At 67.7% G+C, this 25,756-nt stretch carries 20 protein-coding genes and 1 pseudogene; 6 read left to right on the top strand and 15 right to left on the bottom strand.

The genetic code is table 11. The features are described from left to right. Positions 1 to 75: 75 nt before the first annotated feature. From NC4_RS27245 to infA, 14 genes are all read right to left on the bottom strand, one after another. A complete protein-coding gene (locus tag NC4_RS27245; protein WP_067543880.1) occupies positions 76 to 1,038 on the bottom strand; it encodes an AraC-like ligand-binding domain-containing protein in 963 nt (320 codons plus the stop codon). Positions 1,039 to 1,133: 95 nt separating this feature from the next. Beyond that, on the bottom strand, positions 1,134 to 1,988 hold the full coding sequence (locus NC4_RS27240; protein WP_067543879.1) for a nitrilase-related carbon-nitrogen hydrolase: 855 nt from the start codon (positions 1,986 to 1,988) through the stop codon (positions 1,134 to 1,136). Between the two features lie 129 nt (positions 1,989 to 2,117). Continuing rightward, the gene (locus tag NC4_RS27235) at positions 2,118 to 3,098 is read right to left on the bottom strand and encodes an AraC family transcriptional regulator (protein WP_067543877.1); all 981 of its coding nucleotides are present in this window, start codon (positions 3,096 to 3,098) and stop codon (positions 2,118 to 2,120) included. Between the two features lie 373 nt (positions 3,099 to 3,471). Beyond that, positions 3,472 to 4,476 carry an AraC-like ligand-binding domain-containing protein gene (locus NC4_RS27230; protein WP_084529829.1) on the bottom strand — a complete coding sequence of 335 codons (1,005 nt, stop codon included), beginning with the start codon at positions 4,474 to 4,476 and terminating at the stop codon, positions 3,472 to 3,474. Positions 4,477 to 4,827: 351 nt separating this feature from the next. Beyond that, entirely contained in the window at positions 4,828 to 5,805 is a 978-nt protein-coding gene (locus tag NC4_RS27225; protein ID WP_067543874.1) for an AraC family transcriptional regulator, read from the bottom strand. A 45-nt stretch (positions 5,806 to 5,850) separates the two neighbouring features. Beyond that, positions 5,851 to 6,147, bottom strand: a complete 297-nt coding sequence (locus NC4_RS27220; protein ID WP_067543873.1) for a hypothetical protein — start codon at positions 6,145 to 6,147, stop codon at positions 5,851 to 5,853. A 25-nt stretch (positions 6,148 to 6,172) separates the two neighbouring features. Further along, a complete protein-coding gene (truA, locus tag NC4_RS27215) occupies positions 6,173 to 7,087 on the bottom strand; it encodes a tRNA pseudouridine(38-40) synthase TruA (protein ID WP_084529828.1) in 915 nt (304 codons plus the stop codon). Between the two features lie 21 nt (positions 7,088 to 7,108). Then, entirely contained in the window at positions 7,109 to 7,624 is a 516-nt protein-coding gene (rplQ, locus tag NC4_RS27210; RefSeq protein WP_067543870.1) for a 50S ribosomal protein L17, read from the bottom strand. Positions 7,625 to 7,675: 51 nt separating this feature from the next. Continuing rightward, a complete protein-coding gene (locus NC4_RS27205) occupies positions 7,676 to 8,734 on the bottom strand; it encodes a DNA-directed RNA polymerase subunit alpha (RefSeq protein ID WP_067543868.1) in 1,059 nt (352 codons plus the stop codon). Between the two features lie 108 nt (positions 8,735 to 8,842). Then, entirely contained in the window at positions 8,843 to 9,448 is a 606-nt protein-coding gene (gene rpsD, locus NC4_RS27200; protein WP_067543867.1) for a 30S ribosomal protein S4, read from the bottom strand. Between the two features lie 23 nt (positions 9,449 to 9,471). Next, positions 9,472 to 9,885: a 30S ribosomal protein S11 gene (rpsK, locus tag NC4_RS27195; RefSeq protein ID WP_067543866.1), complete on the bottom strand. Its 414-nt coding sequence runs from the start codon at positions 9,883 to 9,885 to the stop codon at positions 9,472 to 9,474. A 9-nt stretch (positions 9,886 to 9,894) separates the two neighbouring features. Continuing rightward, a complete protein-coding gene (rpsM, locus tag NC4_RS27190; protein ID WP_067543864.1) occupies positions 9,895 to 10,266 on the bottom strand; it encodes a 30S ribosomal protein S13 in 372 nt (123 codons plus the stop codon). A gap of 203 nt (positions 10,267 to 10,469) precedes the next feature. Further along, complete coding sequence (gene rpmJ / locus NC4_RS27185; RefSeq protein WP_033085975.1) at positions 10,470 to 10,583, bottom strand: 50S ribosomal protein L36; 114 nt, start codon at positions 10,581 to 10,583, stop codon at positions 10,470 to 10,472. A gap of 115 nt (positions 10,584 to 10,698) precedes the next feature. Beyond that, the gene (gene infA, locus NC4_RS27180; protein WP_040804562.1) at positions 10,699 to 10,920 is read right to left on the bottom strand and encodes a translation initiation factor IF-1; all 222 of its coding nucleotides are present in this window, start codon (positions 10,918 to 10,920) and stop codon (positions 10,699 to 10,701) included. Between the two features lie 2,641 nt (positions 10,921 to 13,561). Between infA and NC4_RS27170 the strand changes: the two are divergent. Then, positions 13,562 to 14,674 (top strand): annotated as a pseudogene (locus NC4_RS27170) (MinD/ParA family ATP-binding protein); the annotation flags it as partial. A 195-nt stretch (positions 14,675 to 14,869) separates the two neighbouring features. Continuing rightward, positions 14,870 to 17,989, top strand: a complete 3,120-nt coding sequence (locus tag NC4_RS27165; protein ID WP_067543858.1) for an NAD-glutamate dehydrogenase domain-containing protein — start codon at positions 14,870 to 14,872, stop codon at positions 17,987 to 17,989. On the opposite strand, the gene NC4_RS27160 is transcribed toward NC4_RS27165, so the two are convergent. Next, positions 17,963 to 19,489, bottom strand: a complete 1,527-nt coding sequence (locus NC4_RS27160; protein WP_157555251.1) for a PucR family transcriptional regulator — start codon at positions 19,487 to 19,489, stop codon at positions 17,963 to 17,965. The two genes, NC4_RS27165 and NC4_RS27160, sit on opposite strands and share 27 nt — an antisense overlap. 161 nt (positions 19,490 to 19,650) lie before the next feature. Here NC4_RS27160 and NC4_RS27155 point away from each other — a divergent pair, with 161 nt between their 5' ends. The 4 genes from NC4_RS27155 (at position 19,651) to NC4_RS27140 (ending at position 25,652) form a co-directional block, all read left to right on the top strand. Continuing rightward, positions 19,651 to 21,078 carry an aminobutyraldehyde dehydrogenase gene (locus NC4_RS27155; protein WP_067543856.1) on the top strand — a complete coding sequence of 476 codons (1,428 nt, stop codon included), beginning with the start codon at positions 19,651 to 19,653 and terminating at the stop codon, positions 21,076 to 21,078. A gap of 79 nt (positions 21,079 to 21,157) precedes the next feature. Then, on the top strand, positions 21,158 to 22,498 hold the full coding sequence (gabT, locus tag NC4_RS27150; protein ID WP_067543854.1) for a 4-aminobutyrate--2-oxoglutarate transaminase: 1,341 nt from the start codon (positions 21,158 to 21,160) through the stop codon (positions 22,496 to 22,498). Beyond that, positions 22,495 to 23,952 (top strand): NAD-dependent succinate-semialdehyde dehydrogenase, encoded by a 1,458-nt coding sequence (locus NC4_RS27145; RefSeq protein ID WP_067543852.1) that lies wholly within the window; start codon positions 22,495 to 22,497, stop codon positions 23,950 to 23,952. The genes gabT and NC4_RS27145 overlap by 4 nt, the downstream gene beginning before the upstream one ends. A gap of 143 nt (positions 23,953 to 24,095) precedes the next feature. After that, entirely contained in the window at positions 24,096 to 25,652 is a 1,557-nt protein-coding gene (locus NC4_RS27140; RefSeq protein ID WP_067543850.1) for an APC family permease, read from the top strand. Positions 25,653 to 25,756 lie beyond the last annotated feature (104 nt).

Genomic DNA, 25,756 nt, shown 5'->3' with positions numbered 1-25,756 from the left:
TATTCCTCATGGAACGTGATGCTGGTCAACGGTTTCGGTTCGAACAATGGCGAATAGCGCCTTTCTACCGACTGTTCATGCCATCGCCCGGAATGCGCCCGGTGTCGTGCCCATTTCCATCCGGAAGGATCGATAGAAACTGCGCTCGGTCAGGAATCCCGACGCCGTCGCCACCGCGGACAACGGCAACTGCGGCGCATTGCGCAACAACTCGCAGGCTCGTTCGACGCGCATGCGCCGCAACATGGTGCCCGGCCCGTCGGAGAACTCGCCGAATACCCAATAGAGCGTACGCCGGGACATTCTGCACCCCTCCGCGATTCGATCCACACCCAGGTCCGGATCGGCGCAATGCTCGCGCATGTAGGCCAGCACCCGTTGCCGATTCAGCGCATCGGCGGACTGCTCGCGCGGGATGCCGCCGGAGGCCGCCACCACGGCCGCTGCCAGCAGATCGACCGCGGGCGCGGCCAGCAGCGCGGCCGCGCCCGGATCGGCGCCCTGCAATCTCGCGAGTTTCCGGAAGAATTCGCCGACGATTCCGGGAGCGCTGTCACTGGAAAAGGCCGTCGCCGTCGGCACATCGGAGTCCACCACGCCGTAGCGCTCGCGCAGCTTGCTCATCGGCACCTGCACCACGACATGTTCCCAGTCCTGCTCCACCTCCCAGCGAAAGGGCCTGGTGGCGTCGTAGAACACGATCGAACCCGGATCCACTCGGGCGATCCGGCCGTCCTGCCGGACCTGGCCGCCGCCACTGAGCGGAATGCTCGCGAAGAGAAACTCCTCGTGATTGCGGTCGATCAGTCGTTTGGTGCGATCGATGAGCTGTGGCGTGCCCGCCAGAATGCTCACGTGCAGATTGCCGTAGGTGGCATGTTCGAGCGATCCATGAAAACGATCGGTCTGTTTTGGTGAAATCGCCAGCGGCACATACGCCTGGCTCAGCAATGCCTCCCAGCGTTCGAAGGCTTCCCCCGCCGGTGTTTCCGCTTCGGATCCGATCTCGATCCGATCAACCGCCTCCGACTGATCCACTCCGCATCCCTCGATGACCGTCGACGGCCCTTCGCCCGACCGAATAACGGGCAGTGTGTCAGATTCCGGCGCGCTCGACCAATAGCGGAATACCACTAGGCGGCCGACTCGAAGCTCAGATCCAGCTCCAGATCCGCGTACAGGATGCCCTCCTCGTGCCCGCTCAGCGGCGCTGCCAGCTCATCTCCCCCGGGCGCGTAGATCCGCGCGTGCCCGCCCGGTCCGCGCACCAGTTGCTTGGCCGAATCCGGGCCGCGCCGGATCTCGCTGCCCGCCACATCCATGATCGAGCAGGCCGCGATGACGTTCAGCTGACCCACCACCGCGTACCAGAGCGTGGCCGCATTGTTCACGCGCACACCCCATTCCACATCCCGGGCGACAATGAATCCGGGCCAGGACACGATGTGCACCTGTGCCCCGGTGCGCTCGAGTTCCCGGCGCTCGGGCAGATGCAGTTGCTCCGAACCGCCGTGCACGCCGATGCGGCCGATCTCGGTGCGGAAGACGTACTGATCGGTGGGCTCACCGGCTCGGAAGATCTTGTGCTCCAGGGCGGTCAGCTCCGGCTTGCGGCGCACGCCCAGCAGCACCCCGCGCTCGTCGATGAGGCATTGCGACATGTACAGCGCGGTCCCGCAGCGCTCGCTGAAGCCCAGCAGCACATGAATGCGGTGCCGGCGGGCGGCATCGGCGATACGGCGGAACTCGGTGCGGCCCACGGTCATCGAATTGGTCCGATAGCGCGCGAAGAAGCCCTGTCCCCAGCTCACCGAATCCAGCCACAGCCACCACGGGTAGCCCGGTAGAAACGTCTCCGGAAATGCGATGAGCCGCGCGCCGCCGGCGGCCGCGGTCTCGATGAGGTCGATCGTCTGCGCGACACCGCCGCGCAGATCGAGCCACCTCGGTTCTGCTTGAACGGCTGCCACCCGCACCTTCGTCGGCACCCTCGGCTCCTTCGACACGGATTGTGAGTCCACGCCGGGTAGCCCGCGAACAAGACCTTGGTCGGACGAGCCGGCATGCAATCACCCTTCGCCGAACGATGGCTGAGTGCAGTGACAAACCGTGCCGAGCTAGTGACCGGACGTGCCTGGCGCCAGCTGAGCGCGGAATTGCCCGGGGGTGAGACCGGTTTCCTCGCGGAATGCCCGGTAGAAGTGCCGGTCGGTAGCGAATCCGGATGCGGCGGCGATGGCCGCCAGCGGGCGGGTGAGATCGGAGCGCAGCAGTCGGCGGGCATGTTCGACCCGCATCCGGCGCACCAGGGCGGCCGGGCCGCCGAAGCCTTCGCACAGCCGGTAGAGCGTGCGGCGCGAGACCAGACAGGCGTGCGCCACCTCGTCGACCGTCAGCTCCGGATCGGTATAGCGCCTGCGCAGATAGGCCAGCACCTGCTGGCGGTTGAACAGGGAATCCGAGGGCGCGGGCGAGGTATTGCCGGTCGCCAGCAGGACCGCGGAGGACAGCATGCCCGCGATCTCGGACTCCAGTACCGTTGCGGCGCGGCTGGTTTCCTCGGCGGGCAGCTCGGCCAGGCCGCGGAAGAAACCGGCCACCACGCCGAGCGCACCGGTGGTGGGCAACGGGGTGGCGAGCGGGAGTTCGTCGCGAATCAGCCCGGCGTGCTCGAGCACCAGGTTCATGGGCGCGCGCACGATGGTGGAGATGGCGTCGTCGGTGGTGCGGCTCTCCAACGGGCGGGCGCTGTCGAAGAAGACGATGGAACCGGCGGGGCTGTCGGCCAGCTGGCCGTTCTGCTCGGTCCAGTTCGCGCCCTCGACAACAATATTCACCAGCAGGAACTCGGCGCTGGCCTGTTCCACCTGGCGTTTGGTGCGCACCCCGCGCTGGGCGCTGGCGCGCATGCGGGTGATCATGGAGCGGTCGAACTGGCTGACGGTGACCTCACCGCGCCAATTCCCCGTGACCAGTGGCTCGATGGTGGCGGGCACGACAGTATCGGCGATGATCGCCTCCCACTGCTCGAATGCCTCCCGCGCGGAAGTGTCGGAGCTGGAGCACACTTCGGCGCTGGCGGTTGCCGCGTTTCCCACTCCTGCATCATCCCATCCTCCGAGCCCCAGCAAACAGATTTGAACCTGTTCGAATCCGGCAAAAAGGACCAGTTCGGGTATAAAGCAGGACGTTTCGTGAGGTTGATGGAGTTCGCTGCCCGGCCGTCTGCGGCTCAGCGACGACCGGGCGGCGTCTCCTCGTCGCACGACCCGGCACGTCGGCATCATCGACGACGGCGCCAGACGTGCGAGCGGCGCGCTTCGCCTCGGTGCACTATCGCGACGAAAAACCACCCGACGCACGAGTTCTGCGACTTGGTTCAGGGAATCACCGGCAGCAAACCGATGCCTCACAAGTATTCACATCGCCCACGATGCTGTGACTGTCAGCGCGTGCCAGATCACTGCCAATTCACGTCATACGAACAGCGCTCGCCGGGTCTCCGGGACAAGGCGCGACGCCCGTACGGAATTCGCCCGGGGTCATACCCATTTCCCGTTTGAAGGCGCGGTAGAACTGCCGCTCCGAGACGAATCCCGCGGAGTGCGCGATGGACAGCAGCGGCCGCGTCGGATCCGTCCTGATCAGTGCCAGCGCGCGCTCCACCCGCAGCCGCCGGAGCAGCGTCGCCACCCCGTCGTCACCCTCTTCGAACAGGCAATACAGCGTGCGCCGCGAGACCGAACAGGCATGCGCCACATGGTCGACGGTGAGCGCTGGATCGGCGTAATGACGCTGGATGAAGGCCAGCGCGCGCTGTTTGGCCAGCGTCTGCGCGGGCGCGTCGTGCGGCTGCTCACCGGCCGCCAACTGCACCACCGAGGCCAGCAGCCCGGTACCGTGCCGGGCCAGCACCGCGGCCTGTTCCGGCGCGGTGTGCTGCAATTGCGCCAGCCCGCAGAAGAATTTGCCGACGATGCCCGCGGCGCCGTCCGGCGGGAACCGCACCGCCGTCGGCAGCCGATCCGAGGCCACCCCGGAGGCGCCCACCACCTCCGCCAGCGGCACCTGCACCGCCACCACGCCCCAGCTCTGCTCGAAGTGCGCGGTGAACGGCCGCGAGCTCACATAGAGCATGAGCCCGCCGTCGGCCATCTCGCCCACCCGGCCGTCCTGCTCGAGCCAGCCGTGCCCGTGCGTGGTGATGCTGGCGAACAGCAGCGGCTCCTGCGGTTCGTGGATCAGCCCGGGAATCCGACTGATTTGCTGACCGGTCGCCGAAACCGTGGAAACGTCGATGTCATCGAAGCGCGACTGCACGATTCGCGCCCGGAACTCGCCCCGGCGCACCGGGGTGACCACCAGCGGTACGTAGGCTTGCGCGACCGCAGCCTCCCACTGCTCGAATGCCTCCTTCTCGGAAACCTCGGGCGTACTACACACTTCCACCACCGCTGGCCCAGAGCCGCCGCTCATTGGCCGATTGTCGCACTCGGTCGCTGGCGATTAAGTCGAAATCCCTTCATATTTTCCAACTTTCGCGATGCACGCCCGAAATGAGTCATCTGTCCGATACTTGGTCAGCCACCGGCAAACCGGCACACGAGAATTCGCACGCTCGGTAAAACGATTCCGGATGAACGATTCTCACCGACCGACGATGGGAAATCGGCCGCCGCGCACACGGCGGCTCCGCAATCCACGCTATGAATCAGCGAACTGGAACCTGCATGGCGAATCCTCATCGGCGACTACGGGATTCGTCCACGCCCCGAGCCGCGGACGACCTGGGACAACGGCCCGAAAAAATGGTAGCGGCAAGTTTGCTCAATCAGTGGAAACGGCTGTCCGGAAGGCGGCGGGCGTGACGCCCTGCACCATGCGGAAGGTCCGGTAGAACTGCCGCTCCGATGGGAATCCGGAGGCCTGCGCGACGGCCGAGATCGGCAGCGCGGTATCGGCGAGCAGCCGACAGGCATGGTCGACGCGCATGCGGCGCAGCACCGCGGCGGGGCCGCCCTCGAATTCGTCGAAGACCCGGTACAGGGAGCGGCGGGACATCATGCAGCCCTGCGCTATCCGATCGACCGTCAGGCCGGGATCATGGCGGTGCTCGCGCATGAAGGCGAGTACGCGCAACCGGTCGAGGGCGTGCGCGGCCGGGTCCGGGGCGATGCTGCGGGCGGCCGCGGCCACGGCCGCGACCAGCAGATCCAGGGCGGGCTCGGCCAGCAGGGCGGCCTGCTCGGGCGCGCGGGACTGCAAGCCGGCGACATCCCGGAAGAAACCGCCGACCATCGCCGCGGCACTGCGCCGCGGGAACTTCACCGCCGTGGGCACATCGCCGAGGGTGAGGCCGCCGTGCTCGCGCAGCCGGGCCAGCGGGACCTGCAACACCGTCTTCTGCCACTGCCCCTGCATATCCCAGTGCAGTTCACGGCCGCTCTCGAAGAACATCATCTCGCCGGGGCCGATCTCGTCCACGCGGCCGTCCGCCATGTGCAGCCGCCCGCGACCGGTGACGCAGATGCTCGCGAGCAGATAGTCGTCATCGGTATTCGCCACGGACCGAGCGGTACGGCGTACTTCCTGCGGGGCCGAGGCGAGCGCGGTGAGATCGAGATCGCCATAGCGCCCGTGGCTGATCCAGCCGTGGAAGTCACCATCGGACGCGGGCGCGACGTGCAGCGGGAAATAGGTTTCGACCATATGCGCTTCCCAGCGCTCGAATGCCGCCGCGGCGGGCAGTTCCGCCCCCGACCGCACCTCGACCCGCCGGACCGGCGATTCGGCCTCCGCTGCCATGCACTCCCCTCGAGACCGTATCCGCCAGTTGTGGTTACAGATACTTTATCGGTCCGGGCGGTCGGCGGTCGCCTTGCGTACCGTCACCGCGGCGGCGGTGAGAACCGCTGCGGCGAGCACGAATTCGGTGATGAGAAAGGGTAGGAAGTTCCCGCCCGAGATACCGCCCGCGAGGATCGGACCGACCAGTACCGGGATCAGCAGCACGGTGTACGCGCGCCAGATCTCGGCGCGCCGGGTGGCCGCGTCCATCTCGGTCGTGCGGCGCAGGGTCGCGACAATGACGACCGCGCCGACGATCACGTAGATGATCACCGGGAGGGCATACAGAACGGCGTGCACGGATCGATCCTCGCTTCCCGGCGACTCAGTCGCCGCAGCAGCCCTCGGCGGCGGGCACGGTGCGCATCTCGCGGGTCTGGGCATTGCGGGCGGCCAGCTCGGCCTCGGCCGGATAGTCGACGGCAATGAGGCTGAGGCCGTGTGCCGGAGCCACCGTGACCGCGCTGGAGCGCTCCCGCTCGTTCAGCAGCCCGGCGATCCAGTCGGGGGTGCGGCGCCCCTCGCCCACGGCGAGCACCCCGCCGACCAGGCTGCGCACCATGGACCAGCAGAAGGCGTCCGCACTGACGTACGCGGTGAGCAGCTCGCCCTCGCGCTCCCAGTCGAAACGCTGCAACTCGCGCACCGTGGTCGCGCCCTCGCGGCGGCGGCAGAAGGCGGCGAAATCGTGCAGGCCCAAAAGCTTTTCGGAGGCGACGCGCATGGCGTCCAGATCCACGTCGGAGCGGCAGGCCACCACATGGCGGGCCTGCAGGGGTTGCGCACCGTAGGGCGCGGTGGTGAGGCGGTAGGCGTAGTGCCTGCGAATGGCGGAGAACCGCGCATCGAACTCCGCGGGCGCGGGGCGAACATCCTTGACCCGGACATCCTTCGGCAGGAACCGGGCCAGCCGATGCACCAGCCGCGGACCGTCCACCTCGGCGGCGGTGTCGAAATGCGCGACCTGACCCTCGGCGTGCACGCCCGCGTCGGTGCGCCCGGCCACGGTGAGCTGAATCGGTTCGCGCAGCACCTTGCTCAGCGACTCCTCCAGCACGCCCTGCACCGTGCGCAGCCCGGGCTGGCGGGCCCACCCGATGAAATCGGTGCCGTCGTAACCGATGTCCAGCCGTATTCGAACCGAAACCGGTTTGCTCGCCGGATCGTCCACGCGCACAGCGATCTCCTGGTTAACATGGAGAAAGCCCGCCGACCCGGAGGGGACGGCGGGCTCACTCATGGAATCGAGAGGATGCCCGAATCAGGCGTCCTTCTTCTCCTCCGCGGCATCTTCGGCAGCCGGGGCATCCTCGACCACGGTCTCGGTCACGGCCTCTTCGGCCTTGTCCTCGACGGGGGCCTCGGTGGCCTTCTGCGAAGCGGCGACACGGCGAGCGCGATCGGCCTCGTTGGTCACGGTCTTCTCGCGAACCAGCTCGATGATCGCCATCGGGGCGTTGTCACCCTTGCGCGGGATGGTCTTGATGATGCGGGTGTAGCCACCCTCACGACCCTCGCACGACGGGCCGATCTCCGCGAACAAGGAGTGCACGACGTCCTTGTTGCGGATCACCTTCATGACCTCGCGACGGTCGGCAAGGCTGCCGCCCTTCGCCTTGGTGACGAGCTTCTCGGCGTAGGGGCGCAGCGCCTTGGCCTTGGCCTCGGTGGTCGTGATACGACCGTGCTCGAAGAGCGCCGTCGCCAGGTTGGCGAAGATCGCCTTCTGGTGCGACGCCGACCCGCCGAAGCGGGCACCCTTCTTGGGCTTGGGCATTGTTGGAATCTCCTGTGTCAAAGTCGATTCGGGGCGCTACACCCCGGTCGACTAAAGCTGTTCGGTCTCGGCGTAGTCCTGCTCGCCGCTGTCGGTGTCGCTGAACGAGCCGCTGTCGCTCCAGGTGCCTCTGGCCGCGTCGTAACCGACGACGGAGGACGGATCGAAGGAAGCCGGGGAGTCCTTGAGGGACAGGCCGAGCGAGTGCAGCTTGACCTTGACCTCGTCGATGGACTTCTGGCCGAAGTTCCGGATGTCCAGCAGATCCGACTCGGTGCGGGCGACCAGCTCGCCGACGGTGTGCACACCCTCGCGCTTGAGGCAGTTGTACGACCGCACGGTGAGGTCCAGGTCCTCGATCGGCAGGCCGAACGAGGCGATGTGGTCCGCCTCGGCCGGGCTCGGGCCGATCTCGATGCCCTCGGCCTCGACGTTCAGCTCGCGCGCGAGACCGAACAGTTCGACCAGGGTCTTGCCCGCCGACGCCAGCGCATCCCGCGCGGAGATCGAGTTCTTGGTCTCGACATCCAGGATGAGCCGGTCGAAGTCGGTGCGCTGCTCGACACGAGTCGCCTCGACCTTGTAGGTCACCTTGAGAACAGGCGAGTAGATCGAGTCCACCGGGATCCGGCCGATTTCCGCACCCGACGCCTTGTTCTGCACGGCCGGGACATAACCGCGACCGCGCTCGACAACGAGCTCAATCTCCAGCTTGCCCTTGTCGTTCAGGGTGGCGATGTGCATGTCCGGGTTATGAACAGTGACACCCGCGGGCGGGACGATGTCACCGGCGGTGACGGTGCCCGGGCCCTGCTTGCGCACGTACATGGTGACCGGCTCGTCCTCTTCGGACGACACCACGAGGCCCTTGAGGTTCAGGATGATGTCGGTGACATCTTCCTTCACGCCCGGAACCGTGGTGAACTCGTGCAGCACGCCGTCGATGCGGATGCTCGTGACAGCAGCACCCGGAATGCTCGACAGCAGCGTGCGGCGCAGCGAGTTGCCGAGGGTGTAACCGAAACCCGGCTCCAGCGGTTCGATGGTGAACCGCGACCGGTTCTCGGACACGACCTCTTCGGTCAGCGTCGGTCGCTGTGAAATCAGCATGGGATCTCTTCCTCCTTCGGACGCCCACCATTTGACGTCCACGTTTGGGAGCCGTTGCGGCCCTGCGAATCACAGGGCCCCAACCAGCGGCGCGCTTACGCGCACCTATTACTTCGAGTAGAACTCGACGATCAGCTGTTCCTGCAGCGGAACATCGATCTGCGCACGCTCGGGGAGCTGGTGCACCAGAATGCGAAGGCGGCCGGGAACGACCTGGAGCCAACCCGGAACCGGACGGTCACCGATGGTCTCGCGAGCGACCTGGAACGGCAGCGTCGGCAGCGACTTCTCCTTAACATCGATGATGTCGTACTGAGAAACCTGGTAGCTGGGGACGTCGACCTTCACGCCGTTGACGATGAAGTGGCCGTGCGACACGAGCTGACGCGCCTGACGACGGGTCCGAGCCAGACCGGCGCGGTACACGACGTTGTCCAGACGGCTCTCGAGCAGGCGGAGCAGGTTGTCGCCGGTCTTACCCTTGAGGCGGTTGGCCTCTTCGTAGTAGCGACGGAACTGCTTCTCCATGACGCCGTAGGAGAAGCGAGCCTTCTGCTTCTCCTGCAACTGCATCAGGTACTCGGACTCCTTGATCCGCGCGCGGCCGTGCTGGCCCGGCGGGTAAGGACGACGCTCGAACGCCTGGTCGCCTCCAACGAGGTCGACACGCAGACGACGCGACTTGCGGGTGATGGGGCCGGTGTAACGAGCCATTTTCTCTTACCTTTCCTTCCCGCTTAGACGCGACGCCGCTTGGGCGGACGGCAGCCGTTGTGCGGCTGCGGGGTGACATCGGAGATCGTGCCGACCTCCAGGCCCGCGGCCTGGAGCGAACGGATCGCGGTCTCGCGGCCCGAACCCGGGCCTTTGACGAACACGTCGACCTTCTTGACGCCGTGCTCGGCCGCCTTGCGGGCGGCGTTCTCGGCGGCGAGCTGCGCGGCGAACGGGGTCGACTTACGCGAGCCCTTGAAACCGACGTGGCCCGACGACGCCCAGGAGATGACGTTGCCCGCCGGGTCGGTGATCGACACGATGGTGTTGTTGAACGTGCTCTTGATGTGCGCGTGGCCGTGGGGGACGTTCTTCTTGTCCCGGCGACGCGACTTCTGAGTCTTCTTCGGGCCCGAGGCCCGGCTCTTCGGAGGCATGCGCTATCCCTACTTCTTCTTGCCGGCGACGGTCTTCTTCGGACCCTTGCGCGTGCGGGCGTTGGTCTTGGTCCGCTGGCCACGCACGGGCAGGCCACGACGGTGGCGCAGACCCTGGTAGCAGCCGATCTCGATCTTGCGACGGATGTCGGCCTGCACCTCGCGGCGCAGGTCACCCTCGACCTTGAAGTCCTGCGACTCGATGTAGTCGCGGAGCTTGGTCACGTCATCGTCGCTGAGGTCCTTGGAACGCAGGTCGGGGCTGACGCCCGTCACTTCCAGGATCTCCTTGGCGCGGGTACGGCCGATGCCGAAGATGTAGGTCAGCGCGATCTCCATGCGCTTTTCGCGCGGGAGGTCGACGCCCATCAGACGTGCCATGTTGGCGGGTTCCTTACTTGTTTCGGAGGTCTGCTCCCTGTCCGTCCCCTCGTGTGGGGCCCCGGCCTCCGTACCGGGGGTAGGTCGCCGTCCGTCCTCGCGGACTCATCAACGGCGACTGGCGCTGGGAGTTCTTCTTCTGCCAATACGAACCGCGTTCGGTGCTTGGCTGGTGGAGCGAACGAGTTCGGCCGGAGCCGGACTCAGCCCTGACGCTGCTTGTGGCGCAGGTTCTCGCAGATCACCATGACCCGGCCGTGGCGGCGGATCACCTTGCACTTCTCGCAGATCGGCTTGACGGACGGCTGAACCTTCACGTCAGATCCAATCTGATTGGTGTTCACTGGCCGTGAACACAGTTTTTCCCCGGTCTGATCGACCGGGGAACCCGGGGCTCGCGCCCCGGAAGTCTTCAATCTCCCTGATGGGGGATCACTTGTAGCGGTAGACGATGCGACCGCGGGTCAGGTCGTAGGGCGAAAGCTCCACGACGACCCGGTCTTCGGGCAGGATGCGGATGTAGTGCTGCCGCATCTTGCCGCTGATGTGAGCGAGAACCTTGTGGCCGTTCTCCAGCTCGATCCGGAACATCGCATTGGGCAACGGCTCGATTACTCGGCCCTCGACCTCGATGGCCCCTTCCTTCTTCGCCATATCCTCCGCGCATCCGGTTTAGGCTGAACCTGGTTGGTTCATGCTCTGTTACGGCTGGGTTCGGCCGCCGCGATTCGTCGTGCACTTGCGTCGACCCGGTGCCATACTCCTCAGACACGAACTGTGACGCGTTCTCTCATGAGGACATGCCACAGCCTGCGAGTAGGTGCACCGCCGACCAAGCTTACCCGTTTCCCCTGATCCGGCCAAATAAGGCCGCGACGACGTGGGCCAGGCCACGCCCTGTCTCGGCGCTCGCCCCCACCGGTTTGCGCTCGATCGCTAAACTACGTGCTTGTCCTTGCAAGATCGGTCCAGCACCCGGGGGTAATTGTGAGCCGCACCAACGACGGCCTCCCCATGCTTCCACCCTGGCTGTCCGAAGGCGAGGTCGACGACTCCGGCTACAACGCCCCACCCGTCGAAAACCTCCCCCAAGACGACCTCATCCCCGAGGAAAAGTCCTCCCGCCGCCTCTTCGGCCGCCGCAAACCCCGCAAGGACACCCCCCGAACCCCCGGCCCCCACCACTCCCGAATCCGGCCGTCGCACACCCCACCCCGACCCCGACCAGCCGCACTGGGGCCACCCCACACCACCTTCCACCGGCCCCCAGCCCATCACCCCACCGCCCGGCCAGCAGCCCGCACCCTCTGCGCCGGGCCAGCAGTCCATACCCTCTACCCCCGGCCAGCAGTCCGCGCCCGCCGCCCCCGGGCAGCAGTTCACCACCCCGCCGCGCCCGGACTTCACCACGCCTCCCACCCCTGGGCCCAACTTCGCGACCCCACCCGGCCCGAACTCCACTCCGCCCGCCCCCGGCTCGAACTCCACGGTGCAGCCTGGTCAGGGACCGAACTTCACGTCGCCGCCAACCCCGGGCCCGGATTTCGCGACCCCGCCGATCCAGGGCTCGGGGTCCGAATTCGCCACGCCCCCAACGTCGGACCCGCGCTTCGCCACGCCGCCGGGCCCCCGGGGAGAGCGCCCGCCACTCCCGGATCCGTTGGCACCCCCCTACGCCGCAGGCCGCACCACCGAGTCGCACTCTGCCCAGCAGCAGTCCGCCGACCCGCGCTTCACCACGCCGCCCGTACCGGAACCCCCACGGCCCCAACCCGATCGCGGCCAGTTCCCGGGCCAGTCACCTGTGCCCCCATCGTCGCAGTCGCAAGCCCCGACTCAACCGCCTATCCCCCCGGCCCCCAACCAGGAGAGCGCGGCCCGACCCCCACTCCCCGAATCACCGCAAAGCTCGACGCGCCCGCCGCTGCCCGAATCGCCGCAAAGTTCGGGCCGTCCACCGCTGCCCGAATCGCCGAACGCGGCAAGTTCGGCGCGACCGCCGCTCCCGCCTTCGCCGAATTCGGCTGCGGCACAGCCGCCACTGCCACCCGCTCCCGGCGACGCGGTTTCGGCACGCCCCCCGCTCCCCGCACCGGGCGAGCAGGATTCGGCGCGACCGCCGGTCTCTCCGCAGAGTGCGGGGCAGGCCCCGCTGCCGCAGGCTCCAGAATCGCAATCGCTGCCCGAGGCGGCAGAGTTCTCCGATGCCACGGAGATGACGACGCGGATGCCGCTGCCCCCTGCGCCGACCGCATCGGGCGACGATGCGCGTGAACGCGATTCGGCATACGGACCCACTGCGGACGCGAACTCGGCCGCCCGGCGACGTCTGGACGACCTGCTGCCCCCGCCGCCGCCGGGCGCATCTCCCGGCAGTGCGGCGACACCGCCGTCCGGGGGCACCCTTCCGCCTGCACCCGGCGAGGTCGGCGGATCCCATTCGGCCGCCGCAGGATCCACCGCGGACACGCGTTCCGCCGCGCAGCGGAGACTCGACGATCTGCTGCCTCCACCGCCGTCCGGTCCGGCAGACAATGCGGCACCGGCCGCCCGAGAGACGCTCGCGCCCGGACCCGATTCCGCCGCGGCTGACGCCTCGGTCGGTGGTGGGGCGGGGCAGGGTGTACCCGGGACGCCCAATTCGGATAAGCTGATCGGTGGTTCCGGTCGCCATCATGCTTTGGATGTTCCGAGCCCGCTTCCGCAGCGGACCCCGTACCCGTCGGGGCAACAGGCCCCACCGCCGTACGGGCCGCGCCGCACGCAGCCGAACGCACCGGCAGCCTCCGGTCCGGAGCAGCAGATGCCAGGCACCGCGCCAATGGCGCCGGTTCCCGGCAACGACCATCGCTGGATGTCGCCGCCGTCTCGGCCACCGGCCGATCCGGTTCGGGGCCAGGGCCCTACGGGCGAGCAGGCGGGTCCGATTGGCGCGCAGCCGAATACCCAACAGGGCATGCCCGGGCAGTCCGGCGACGCGTATGGGAATGCCACACAGGAGAATTGGTACTCGCCGGGACAGCAGGGGCCGTACGGGGGACCGGATCAGGGGCAGCCGAACGCCTTTGCTGGCGGACCTGGTGCGACCGGGCTATACCCGGGCGGGCAGCCGAACAGTGCGGGACGGCCCGATGAACAGGGTCAGTACCCCCTTGAAGGGTCGGGCCAGGGGTATGGCACGCCTTGGCAGCAGGATTCCGCCGCGTACGGGCAGCCCTATGGCGCATCGGGTCAGCCGGATTCCGCCGGTCACGGCCAATCGTATGGCGGGTCCGGGCAGCCGGACTCCGCCGGATACTCCCAGCCGTATGCCGGTTCCGGTGAGGCGGATTCGGCTGTGCATGGGGGCTCGGGGGCGCAGTGGCAGCAGGCGAGTGCGCCCTGGCAACAGGGGGCCGGGCCGCAGGGTCCGGGTGCGGGGCAGCAGGGGTGGAATACGTCTGCGCCGGTGCAGTACGGGACCGGGGGGCCGGGTCAGCCGGGGCCGTCGCTGGATGATGTGCAGTGGCGGCGGGCGAAGAAGGCGCCCGGGTCGGGGTGGCGGAAGGCTGTGCACCATGTTTCGGGTGGGGCCATCAATCCGGGGCTGTCGGCCGAGGAGCGGCGGCTGCAGGAATTGGTGGCTCGGATTCGGCAGCCGGTGCGGGGGGATTACCGGATTGCGGTGCTGTCGCTGAAGGGTGGCGTGGGGAAGACGACGACCACTATGGGGTTGGGGTCGATCTTCGCGTCGATTCGCGGTGACCGGGTTATCGCGGTTGATGCGAATCCGGACTTCGGCACGTTGTCGCAGCGGGTGCCGCTGCAGACGCGCTCGACGGTGCGAGATCTGCTGCTGGATCCGAATATTCAGCGGTACTCGGATGTCCGGCGGCATACCTCGCAGGGCGGCAGCCGACTCGAAGTGCTTGCCAGTGAACGGGATCCGGCCGCGTCCGAGGCCTTCAGCGAGGAGGAGTACCGAGCCGTCGCACGAATCCTGCAGCGGTTCTACAACATCATCCTCACCGACTGCGGTACGGGCCTGATGCATTCGGCGATGGCAGGCGTCCTCGATCTGGCCCACTCACTGGTCCTGATCTCGTCCTCGGCCATCGACGGCGCGCGCAGCGCCGCCGCAACCCTGGACTGGCTGTCCCTGCACGGTCACGACCATCTCGTGCGCAACGCGGTCGTAGTGATCAACCTGCCCCGCCCCGGCGCCGCGAACGTCGGCATCAACCAGCTACGCGACTACTTCCTGTCCCGCTGCCGCGCCGTCCACATCATCCCGTACGACGCACACCTGTCCGAGGGCGCCGAAATCGACCTCTCCCGCCTCCACAAGCAAACAAAACGCTCCCTGGTCGAACTGGCCGCCACGGTCGCCGACGACTTCGCCACCGACCACCGCCGCTACCGCGGCTGACCTGCCATAGAGCAGGTACTGGTGCAGGTGTGTCGTGGCGTGTCGCCCGCACCATTACCTGCTCCGCCCCTGCCTGGAGGGTGGACAGGGAGGAGTGTGGGGGTGGGTTGGGTGCGCCGGAATGGCTCGTGTGGTGTGGGTCTCTTTGCGGCAGATTGACTGCGATAGGTCGGTCACCCACAGGGAGATGAGTAGATGCACCGCGGAGTTGGCGCCGCCACGCTGGACGAGGGTCGGATCGAGGTTGTGCCTCGGCTCGAGTTCGACCGGGTCGCCGGGGACTTGCCGGGGGCGCGGCTCGTCTGGCGGGGAGTCGCGCCGCATCTGACCGAGTTGGTCGAGGTTTTCTCGGCGCTCGGGTTGCAGGTCTCCACGCATGAAGTGGTTTCAGGCGACGGTGACGATGCGGTGCATCGGTTCACGTTCTGTCCTAAGGCTTTCCGGTTCGATGAGCGGACGGCCGAGTTGATTTCGGCGGCCTTCCTGGCCGCGGTGTCGGGGCAGCTCGAGGTCGACGGGTTCATCGGGCTGATCGGGACGGCGCGGCTGGAGTGGCGCGATGCCGTACTCGTGCGGGCCGCGTGCCGGTATCTGCGGCAGGCTGGGCTGCGCTCGAGCGAGGCCACGATCACCGAGATACTGTCCGCGCAGCCGGAATTCGTGCGCGCGTTCGTCGAGCTGTTCCATGCCCGCTTCGCTCCGGAGCACACGATTCGCCGCGCCGGACTGGTCGCGGACGCCGATGCGGCGGTGCTGCGCAGGCTGGAGGCCGCGGCGACGCTGCCGGAGGATCAGCTGCTGCGCGGCCTGCACACCTTCTGCTCGGCGGTGCTGCGGACGAACTGGTATCAGCCCGGTCAGCCCGTCGTCGCATTCAAGATCGCCCCGTCTCGCCTGTCGGTCACCGCCGCGAGCACGCCCTACCGCGAAATCTTCGTGCACTCCAAGGAAGTCGAGGGCAGTCATGTGCTCGTCGGGGCGATTGCCCGCGGCGGCCTGCTCTGGTCGGATCGCGTGGACGACTTCCGCACCGAGGTGCTGGGCCTGATGAAAACCCAGACGGTGAAGAACTCCGTCATCGTGCCGACCGGCGCGAAGGGCGCCTTCGTGGTGCGGCGCGCGGCCGACGCGAGGTCTGTCGAGAGCGCGTACTCGGCCTTCATAGGCGGCCTGCTCGACGTCACCGACAATATCGTCGACGGCGGTCTCACTCATCCCGCGCACACCGTCGTCTACGACGACGCGGACCCCTACCTGGTGGTCGCCGCCGACAAGGGCACCGCCCGCTTCTCGGACCTGGCCAACAGCATTGCCGTGTCCCGCGGTTTCTGGCTCGGCGATGCCTTCGCCTCCGGCGGCTCCACCGGCTACGACCACAAGGCTCTCGGCATCACCGCCCGCGGCGCCTGGTGCTCCATCCGCCAGCACCTCACCGAATTGGGCATCGATCCCGACACCCAGCCGTTCACGGTCGCGGGCATCGGCGATATGTCCGGCGACGTCTTCGGCAATGGGATGCTCGAGACCGACCGCATCATGCTGGTCGCCGCCTTCGACCACCGCCACATCTTTCTCGACCCGAATCCCGATCCCCGCCAATCCTTTTCCGAACGCCGCCGCCTGGCCGACCTGGACCGCAGCAGCTGGACCGACTACGACCCCGACCTCATCTCCGAGGGCGGCGGCGTCTTCTCCCGCACCGCCAAATCGGTTCCCCTCTCGAAGCAGGTCCGCGACCGGCTGGGCATTACCGCCACGGAACTCCCTGCCCCCGAACTGATTCGAGCGATCCTGCGTGCGGAAGTCGACCTCCTCTTCAACGGTGGCATCGGCACCTACGTCCGCGCCAGCACCGAACCGGATGCCGAAGTAGCCGACCCCGCCAATGACGACGTCCGCATCACCGCGGACGAATTGCGCTGCCGCGTAATCGGCGAAGGCGGCAACCTCGGCCTCACCCAGCGCGCCCGTATCGAATTCGCCGTCTCCGGCGGCCGCGTCAATGCCGACTTCATCGACAATGCCGCAGGCGTCGCCATCTCCGACCGCGAGGTCAACCTCAAGATCGCCCTCTCCGCCGCCGTGACAGCAGGCGCCCTGACACCCGCCGACCGAGATCGCCTGCTGGCGGCCAATGCCGACGCGGTCGTCGCCGCGGTCCTCGCCGACTGCGACAAACAGGCCCTCGCCATCAGCCTGGCCGAAGCACACGCCCCCTTCCTCATCGACCGCCACGGCCGCCTGATCGAGAACCTCGAACAGGCCACCGGCCTCGATCGGGCCACCGAGTTCCTACCCACCCCAGCAGAACTGGCCACTCGCCGCCGCGCCGGAACGGGCCTCACCCGTCCCGAGATCGCCGTCCTCCTGGCCATGTCCAAGAACCTGGTCCGCGACGAACTCCTGGCCTCCGACGCTCTCGACGACCCAATCGTCGCCTGCACCCTGGCCGACTACTTCCCCGATTCGATCCGAGACCTACTCGGCCCCGAGGCGCTCCGCGACCACCCCGTGGCCCGCGAAATCGTCGCGGTTGCAGCGGCCAACCAGGTCATCAACCGAGTCGGCCCGGGCATGATCCACCGACTCGAGGAACGCCTGGGCGCGGGAACCGCCCAAATCGTGCTGGCCTGCACCGCGGTTCACGAAATCCTCGATATCGACCGCTGGTGGCAGGACGCCCTGGCCCTCCCCGGCGTCTCCCCCCGGGTCCGCATGATCCTCCTCGGCAATATCCAGCACGCCGTCGAGGAATCCACCGCTTGGCTCCTGACCCACCACCGCTCCCCCACCTGGTCCGACGAAATCGCCCGCCACACACCACAGGTCGCAGACCTGATGTCCGCCCTCCCCCGCCCGGGCGGCCATCCCACCCGAGACGCCGCCAACCTCCGCCTCCTGTCCCAAGCCCTCCCCCTGAGCGCCACCGCCCACCGAACCACCCTCCCCATCCCCCTGGTAGCCCAGACCTACCGCGAACTAGGCGACCTGATCGGATTGAATTGGCTCTCCGACACTTTCGCCGAAACCCGCACCACCGACCACTGGGAAACCCTGGCAGCCGCAGTACTCACCGACGAACTGCATTCCCGCTGGCACACATTGACAGCCTCGGTCCTCTCCAACGCCACCCCCACCGACTCGGCCCGAGACTTGTCGACAGCCTGGAGCACAACCCCCGCGGCAATCCGCCTGATAGAACTGGTCAACCGCCTACACCGCGCCGACAGGGCAGACATCCCCCACCTGTGCGTAGTGAACGCAGACCTGGCCACCGCCGCCACCGCATCACCGATGCGCGATGACCGCCAGTAGCAGCTCGGCCCGCACTCGGGCGGTGTCGAGCTGGCACCCGAGCACCGATTCGATCTTGGAGATACGGCTCCGCAGGGTGTGGCGGTGAATGCCGAGAGCTGTTGCGGCGGCTTCCCATTGGCCGTGCGCTTCGAGGTATGCGCGGAGGGAGGCGACGAGGTCGGTGCCGTGCCGGTCGTCGTAGTCGACGAGGGGTTGGAGCATGGCTTCGGAGACCGCGGAGAGGACTCGCCGGGCCTCCGGGAAGGTCAGTAGGGCGTGGCCTGCCAGAGCGGCGGGTTCCAGGGGGGTCGCGCCCGGGAGGGCGGCGGAAGCGGCCAGTTCCGCGTGGTCGATGGCGGCGGCGAAGCGGCGCAAGGGATGTGGGGCGCTGAGACCTGCGCGGAGCGTCGCGCGGACCGAGGGGGGCAGGTGTGACAGGAGGCGTTCGGCGAAGTCGGCGGTGTCGGCGCCGAGCAAGAGGATGGCGGCGTGATCACCGGCCTGGTGGACGAAGAGCTGGCGGTCGAGTGCGCCAAGGTTGTCGTCGACGACGGTGACCGCACCGGTGAGGTTGTCGGCGGAATCGCAGCGCAGGACGAGAGCGCGGACTCGACCGGAGCGGTCGGCGGCCGGGGTCAGGTGCTGCCAGACGCTGTCGAGGTCGGTGGACTCCTCGAGCAGCATCGAGAGGGCCTGGGTGTTCAAGCGGTTCTGGGCGATTCGCAGGCGGGCGGGTTTCTCGAAGTCGAGGGCCAGCAGGGAGCTGGCGTGGCCGAGGAGTACCTGGTCGACGGCGGAGAGCGCGGTCGGGGTGACCACGGCGAGGTGTCCGTGCACGGTCTGCCCCGCGGTGATCGCTTGTACGGCAATGGATTCGCCCGAGGCCGTGTGAATGACGCCGCTGCCCGCGCCGTCGCCGCGGGTGCCGAGGAATTCGGTGATGCGGGCGATGACCTCGTCCGGGACGCGGCGGGGATGGGCGTCGGCGACCGCGCCGTCTGACCCGATGACTATGACGGTCGCGGAGAGCGCGGCGGAGAGTTCCTTGATGACCGCCCGAACACCCTGGATGGCGGCGCGGGTCATGCGGGGTTGGGCGCGGGAGGCGCGCAGCACCTTCTCGTATTCCTGTTCGGCCAGCCGCTGCATGACCTTCTTGGTGATGGCCCCGAACGGTGTCGGCAGCGGAACCTCGAACAGCGGGAGTCCGAGCCGGTCGGCGGCCTCGACGAGGTCGGCCGGAATGGTCTCGTGCGAGAGCCCGATGCCGAATCCGACCGCCGATACGCCCACCGCGTCGAGGTCGGCGAGATAGCGCTCGCGGTCCGCGCGACTGAGCGGCAAACCCATACCCGTGGTGAGGACCAGTTCGCCGCCGGAGAGCCAGTGCTGCGGTTCGGTGAGTTCCGAGGTGAGAACGAGGGTGATGTCGCGACCGAGCCCCGCGCTCCCGCCCTTCAGCGCCAGTCCCAGTTCGGGTTGGGACAGCACCCAGCGGACCGGAATTCCCGCGTTCACAGCACTCCGTTGGTTATCAGGACAGATCGTCGAAACCTGATTCTGGCCGCACTCCAGTGCGGCAGGTGACTCGGGGGTGTGTCGCGCAGCACACTGACTGGCAACCAGGCAAAGTCGCCGGCATCCGAGAACAGCACCACATCGCACGAGAACGGGCAGATATGACCGAGATGCTTCGCAATTACATAGACGGCCGGTTCGTAGCCGCTACCGGAGCGGAGTCGTTCGAGCTGATCAGCCCCGTGGACGAGAGCGTGACCGGCGTCAGCCCCGTCTCCGGTCAGGCCGATATCGATGCCGCGGTCGCCGCCGCCGCCCGCGCTTTCCCCGAGTGGAAGGCCGCCACCCCCGGCCAGCGCCAGGCCGCCCTGCTGAAGCTGGCCGACGCCCTCGAGGCCAACTCCGAGGCCCTCGTCGAGGCGCAGGCCCGCGACACCGGCCAGCCCAAGCACCTCATCGCCTCCGAGGAGGTCGCCACCGGCGCGGATCACCTGCGTTTCTTCGCCGGGGCCGCGCGCATGCTCGAGGGCAAGTCGGCCGGTGAGTACATGAGCGGCTTCACCTCCTACGTGCGGCGCGAGCCGGTGGGCGTGATCGGCCAGGTGACGCCCTGGAACTACCCGCTCATGATGGCCATCTGGAAGATCGGCCCGGCACTGGCGACCGGTAATACCGTGGTGCTCAAGCCGAGTGACACGACGCCGGGCAGCACCCTGGTGCTGGCCGAGCTGTCGAAGGGCATCCTCCCCGACGGCGTGCTCAATGTGGTGCTGGGCACCGCCTCGACCGGCGCCACGCTGGTGGCTCATCCCGGCCTGAGCATGGTGTCGATCACCGGTTCGGTGCGCGCGGGCATCGAGGTGGCGAGTGCGGCGGCCAAGCAGGTCAAGCGCGCCCACCTCGAATTGGGCGGCAATGCCCCCGTGGTGGTGTTCGGTGACGCCGATATCGATACCGCCGCCGATCGCATCGGCGATGCCGCGTTCTTCAATGCCGGTCAGGACTGCACCGCCGCCACCCGCGTGCTGGTGCACGAGTCGGCGCACGACGAGCTGGTGGCGGCCCTGGTAAAGAAGGCCGAATCGGCGCGCCCCGGTAGGCCCGATGACGAGGAGGCCGCCTACGGCCCGCTCAATAACATCCGGCACTTCGAGACCGTCACCGGCAAGATCGCCGCGCTGCCCGCGCGCGCCACCATTCGCACCGGCGGCGAGCGGGTCGGCGAGACCGGCTTCTACTTCGCACCCACCATCATCACCGGTGTGCGCCAGGATGATCCGATCGTGCAGGAGGAGATCTTCGCGCCGGTCATCACCGTGCAGACCTTCGCCGACGAGGCCGAGGCCGTGACGCTCGCCAACGATGTGGTCTACGGCCTGGCCTCCAGCATCTGGGCCCGTGATCACGGTGTGGTGCAGCGTGTTTCGGCCGCACTGGACTTCGGTGCGGTATGGGTGAACGCGCACATCCCGCTGGTCGCCGAGATGCCGCACGGCGGCTTCAAGCGCTCCGGGTACGGCAAGGACCTGTCCGCCTACGGCGTCGAGGACTACACCCGCATCAAGCATGTCATGAGCGCGCACGACTGACCGTCGCGTGGATCCCGGCCCGGTCCCGGCCGGGATGACGGTGTGACGCTTACCGATTCCCTTCCGCAGAAAGAATCCGATGACCGAGATCAGCTACCGGCTCCCGCAAAAGCGGGCGCTCACTACGGTTCTGCCCGGCCCGCGCTCGCAGGAGCTCACCGCCCGGCGCAAGGCCGCTGTCGCCGCGGGCGTCGGCTCCACCGCTCCGGTGTACGCCGCCGATGCCGATGGCGGCGTCATCGTGGATGTGGACGGTAACTCGCTCATCGATCTCGCGGCCGGTATCGCGGTCACCAATGTCGGCGCCTCGCATCCGAAAGTGGTTGCGGCGGTCACCGATCAGGCCCAGCACTTCACGCACACCTGCTTCGTGGTCACGCCCTACGAGGCGTACGTGAAGGTGTGCGAGGAGCTGGCGGCGCTTACTCCCGGCGATCACGAAAAACGCAGTGTGCTCTTCAATTCCGGCGCCGAGGCGGTGGAGAACGCGATCAAGGTGGCGCGCCTGGCCACCGGCCGCACCGCGGTGGTCGCCTTCGATCACGCCTATCACGGCCGCACCAACCTGACCATGGCGCTGACCGCGAAAGCCATGCCGTACAAGACGAATTTCGGCCCCTTCGCGCCGGAGGTCTACCGGATGCCGATGTCGTACCCGTTCCGGGACGGCGGCCTGGACGGCAAGGCGGCCGCGGCCGAGGCGATCCTGCGTATCGAGAAGCAGATCGGCGCGAGCTCGGTGGCGGCGATCATTATCGAGCCGATCCAGGGCGAGGGCGGATTCATCGTCCCCGCAACGGGATTCCTGCCCGCGCTGGCGGAATGGGCGCGCGCCAACGGCGTGGTGTTCATCGCCGATGAGGTGCAGACCGGGTTCTCCCGCACCGGCGACTGGTTCGCCTGTGACCACGAGGGCGTCGTGCCCGACATCATCACCATGGCCAAGGGCATTGCGGGCGGTATGCCGCTGTCGGCCATTACCGGTCGCGCCGAGCTCATGGACGCCGTGCACGCGGGCGGCCTGGGCGGCACCTACGGCGGTAACCCCGTCGCCTGCGCCGCCGCCCTGGCCGCCATCGAGGTCATGCGCGACTACGATCTGCCCGCCCGCGCCCGCCGCATCGGCGAGATCGCCCTCGCCCGCTTCGGCGAACTGGCGCAGCAGGTTCCGGCCATCGGCGATATCCGCGGCCGCGGCGCCATGCTGGCCATCGAGTTCGTGCGGCCCGGCACCACCGAACCGGACGCCGCGCTCACCGCCAAGGTCGCGGCCCGCTGTCTGGAGCAGGGCGTCATCACCCTCACCTGCGGCACCTTCGGCAATGTCATCCGCCTGCTGCCGCCACTGGTGATCGGCGAGGACCTGCTGGACGAGGCGCTGACCGTCCTGTGCGCCGCGATCGAGGAGTTCGCCGCATGACCGAGTTCAACGGCATTCGCGACCTGGTCCCCACCGGCGTGTGGATCGACGGCGTCGCTGTCCCCGCGAGCGGCGGGCGGACGTTCCCCGTCATCGATCCGGCGACCGGTGACATTCTGGCGGAAGTCGCGGACGCGAGCGCGGACGACGCCCGGCGCGCCCTGGACTCCGCCTGCCGAGCCCAAAAGGACTGGGCCGCAACCGCTCCCCGCCAGCGCGCGGTCATCCTGCGGCGCGCCTGGGAGATTCTCACCGAGCGCACCGAAGAGCTCGCGCTGCTCATGTCCCTCGAAATGGGCAAGGCCGTCGCCAAGGCGCGCGGTGAGGTGGCCTACGGCGGTGAGTTCCTGCGCTGGTTCAGCGAGGAGGCGGTCCGCATCGGCGGGCGCTACGCCGACTCCCCCGCCGGTACCGGGCGCATCCTGGTCAAGCACGAGCCGGTCGGCCCGGTGCTGGCCATCACGCCGTGGAACTTCCCGCTGGCCATGGGAACTCGCAAGATCGGGCCCGCGCTGGCCGCGGGATGCACGGTCGTCGTGAAGCCCGCCGAGGACACCCCGCTGACCATGCTGGCGCTGGCCGCCATCTTCAAGGAGGCCGGTCTGCCCGACGGCATGCTGTCGGTCGTTCCCGCGAGCGATGCCGCCTCGGTCACCGCCCCGCTCATGGCGGATCCGCGGCTGCGCAAGGTGACCTTCACGGGGTTCACCCGCGTCGGCAAGATCTTGCTGAAGCAGGCCGCGGACAATGTTCTTCGCACCTCGATGGAGCTCGGCGGCAATGCCCCCTTCATCGTCTTCGAGGACGCCGATCTGGATGCCGCCCTCGCCGGGGTCATGCTGGCGAAGATGCGCAATGGCGGCGAGGCGTGCACGGCGGCCAACCGCATCTACGTGCACAACTCCATCCGCGCGGAATTCGCCGACCGGCTCGCCGAGAAACTCGCCGCCCTGCGCGTGGGTCCCGGCTATCGGCCGGATGTCGATCTGGGCCCCATCATCAATGCGAAGCAGCGCGCGAATATCGTTGCGCTGGCTGATGATGCGGTCGCCGCAGGCGCGGTCGTGCGCACCGGCGGCAAGGCCATCGACGGTCCGGGTTTCTTCTTCCAGCCCACCGTGCTCGACGAGGTCCCGCGGACCACGCGGATGCATTCCGAGGAGATCTTCGGACCCGTCGCCGCCGTCTACGGTTTCGATACCGAGGACGAGGTGGTGGCCGCGGCCAATGACACCGAATACGGTTTGGCCGCTTACTTCTTCACCCGGGACCTGGATCGGGCCCTGCGGGTGAGCGATGCCCTGCACGCCGGCATGGTCGGCGTGAATCGCGGCGTCATCTCCGATCCGGCGGCCCCGTTCGGCGGGGTCAAGCAGTCGGGTCTGGGCAGCGAGGGCGGATCCGAGGGGATCGGAGAGTACCTCGACACCAAATACGTCGCGTTCACGCGCTGACGTCATTCTCGCGGCACGCCGGCCCCTGCGCCGGAATCCGTGCCCACCCGACCATCCGGGTCGGTTTCACCACCGCGGCGCGGTGCCGGTGCGAGCCTCCCACCAGCCTTCACCGGCACCAGACCCCTGCTCGAGGAGCTTTCATGCTCGTGCAAAAACAAACGGGGGACGATCTTTCCGCTCCTGGCGGCAAAGGATTGGCGACCAATAAGGTCGGTACTTTTGCGGGTGCGGTGCTCAGCATCGCATCCATCGCACCGGCCTATACGACCACCGCCAGTCTGGGTTTGATCGTGGCAGCGGTCGGCCTGAAGATGCCGGCATTGCTGATTGCCGGATTCATCCCGATGTTCCTGGCCGCATACGCCTATCGCGAATTCAATGCCGAAACTCCGGATTGCGGGGCGTCGTTCACATGGTCGGCGCGGGCGCTGGGACCGTATGTGGGTTGGATGGCCGGTTGGGGTTCGGTGATCGCGGTGATCATCGTGCTCGCCAATATCTCGGCCGTGGGTGCGGAATTCCTGTATTTGATCTTGGGCAGGCTGACGAATTCGACAACCATTGCCGATCTCGGCGGCAATAAGCTCGTGAATATCGCGACAACTCTGGCATTTCTGGCAGCAGCCGGTTGGGCCGCGAGCCGCGGCATCACCTCCAGCGAACGCGCGCAGAAGATCCTGGTCGGCTTCCAGCTGACCGTGCTGCTGCTGTTCGCGGGCGTGGCGCTGTTCCACGCCCTCTCCGGCGACGCCCCGTCCGGGCTGAGCTTCGATATCGACTGGTTCAACCCGTTCACCGGAATCACCCTGGGCGCGTTCGCCATCGGCCTGGTCGGCTCGGTGTTCCTGTTCTGGGGCTGGGACACCGCGCTCACCCTGGGCGAGGAGTGCAAGGATCCCAAGCGCACACCGGGCCGGGCCGGACTGCTGTCCATTCTGACCGTGCTGGGCACCTATCTGCTGCTGGCCGTGGCGCTCATGTGGTACGCCGGGACCGGGGAAACCGGTGTGGGGCTCGGGAATCCGGATAACTCGGGCAATGTCTTCGGCGCACTGGCCGAACCCGTGCTCGGCGGCGCCGGGGAACTGCTGCTCTACACCGCCGTGCTGGCCTCGGCCGTCGCCAGCCTGCAGGCCACCTTCCTGCCCGCCGCGCGCGCCATGCTGGCCATGAGCGCCTACCGGGCGTTGCCCGAGCGGTTCGCCGCGGTGCATCCGACCTATCAGGTGCCGCGTTTCGCGACCGCCGTGGCCGCGGTCGTGGCGGGCGCCTTCTACGCCATTACCGCGCTGCTGTCGGAGAACGTCCTCATGGACACCATTGCCGCCATGGGCATCATGATCTGCTGGTACTACGGCATCACCGCCTTCGCCTGCGTCTGGTACTTCCGCAAGCGGTGGTTCGCCTCGGCCCGCGATTTCCTCTTCAAGCTGGCGTTCCCGCTGCTGGGCGGCGCCATGCTGCTCATCATCTTCGGCATCTCGGTCGGGGAGAGCGTGAAGCCCGAGGTCGGCAGCGGTGCGTCCATCTTCGGCATCGGCCTGGTGTTCTACCTGGGCTTCGGCATTCTGGCGCTGGGCGCGGTGCTCATGCTCATTGCCCGCTGGCAGGATCCGGAGTACTTCCGCGGCCGCACCCTGCCGCGCGCGGTATCGGGTGAGCCACTGCCCACGCCCGCACGCCGATCTGTCGAATGAGTCATCGGCTACTTCACCGTTCCGGCGCGGGCGAGAGCCCTCACCTGCGCACATACTGGAATCAGCAATCTTCGGGTTATCCGAACTTCGATGTTCAGCAAGGA

The organism is Nocardia crassostreae (assembly GCF_001613405.1).
Lineage (GTDB): Bacteria > Actinomycetota > Actinomycetes > Mycobacteriales > Mycobacteriaceae > Nocardia > Nocardia crassostreae.
Note: the sequence above shows the minus strand (reverse complement) of the source record. Positions and strands in the feature narration are given on the sequence as shown.

What these genes read in the sequence shown, in the direction of transcription:
- rpsM (WP_067543864.1), bottom strand. Translation starts at nt 10,266, where the DNA reads ATGGCACGTCTGATGGGCGTCGACCTCCCGCGCGAAAAGCGCATGGAG.
- gabT (WP_067543854.1), top strand. Translation starts at nt 21,158, where the DNA reads ATGACCGAGATCAGCTACCGGCTCCCGCAAAAGCGGGCGCTCACTACG.
- NC4_RS27140 (WP_067543850.1), top strand. Translation starts at nt 24,096, where the DNA reads ATGCTCGTGCAAAAACAAACGGGGGACGATCTTTCCGCTCCTGGCGGC.
- rplQ (WP_067543870.1), bottom strand. Translation starts at nt 7,624, where the DNA reads ATGCCCAAGCCCAAGAAGGGTGCCCGCTTCGGCGGGTCGGCGTCGCAC.
- infA (WP_040804562.1), bottom strand. Translation starts at nt 10,920, where the DNA reads ATGGCGAAGAAGGAAGGGGCCATCGAGGTCGAGGGCCGAGTAATCGAG.
- NC4_RS27230 (WP_084529829.1), bottom strand. Translation starts at nt 4,476, where the DNA reads ATGAGCGGCGGCTCTGGGCCAGCGGTGGTGGAAGTGTGTAGTACGCCC.
- NC4_RS27205 (WP_067543868.1), bottom strand. Translation starts at nt 8,734, where the DNA reads ATGCTGATTTCACAGCGACCGACGCTGACCGAAGAGGTCGTGTCCGAG.
- NC4_RS27155 (WP_067543856.1), top strand. Translation starts at nt 19,651, where the DNA reads ATGACCGAGATGCTTCGCAATTACATAGACGGCCGGTTCGTAGCCGCT.
- NC4_RS27225 (WP_067543874.1), bottom strand. Translation starts at nt 5,805, where the DNA reads ATGGCAGCGGAGGCCGAATCGCCGGTCCGGCGGGTCGAGGTGCGGTCG.
- NC4_RS27145 (WP_067543852.1), top strand. Translation starts at nt 22,495, where the DNA reads ATGACCGAGTTCAACGGCATTCGCGACCTGGTCCCCACCGGCGTGTGG.
- rpsD (WP_067543867.1), bottom strand. Translation starts at nt 9,448, where the DNA reads ATGGCTCGTTACACCGGCCCCATCACCCGCAAGTCGCGTCGTCTGCGT.
- rpsK (WP_067543866.1), bottom strand. Translation starts at nt 9,885, where the DNA reads ATGCCTCCGAAGAGCCGGGCCTCGGGCCCGAAGAAGACTCAGAAGTCG.
- truA (WP_084529828.1), bottom strand. Translation starts at nt 7,087, where the DNA reads ATGAGTGAGCCCGCCGTCCCCTCCGGGTCGGCGGGCTTTCTCCATGTT.
- NC4_RS27165 (WP_067543858.1), top strand. Translation starts at nt 14,870, where the DNA reads ATGCACCGCGGAGTTGGCGCCGCCACGCTGGACGAGGGTCGGATCGAG.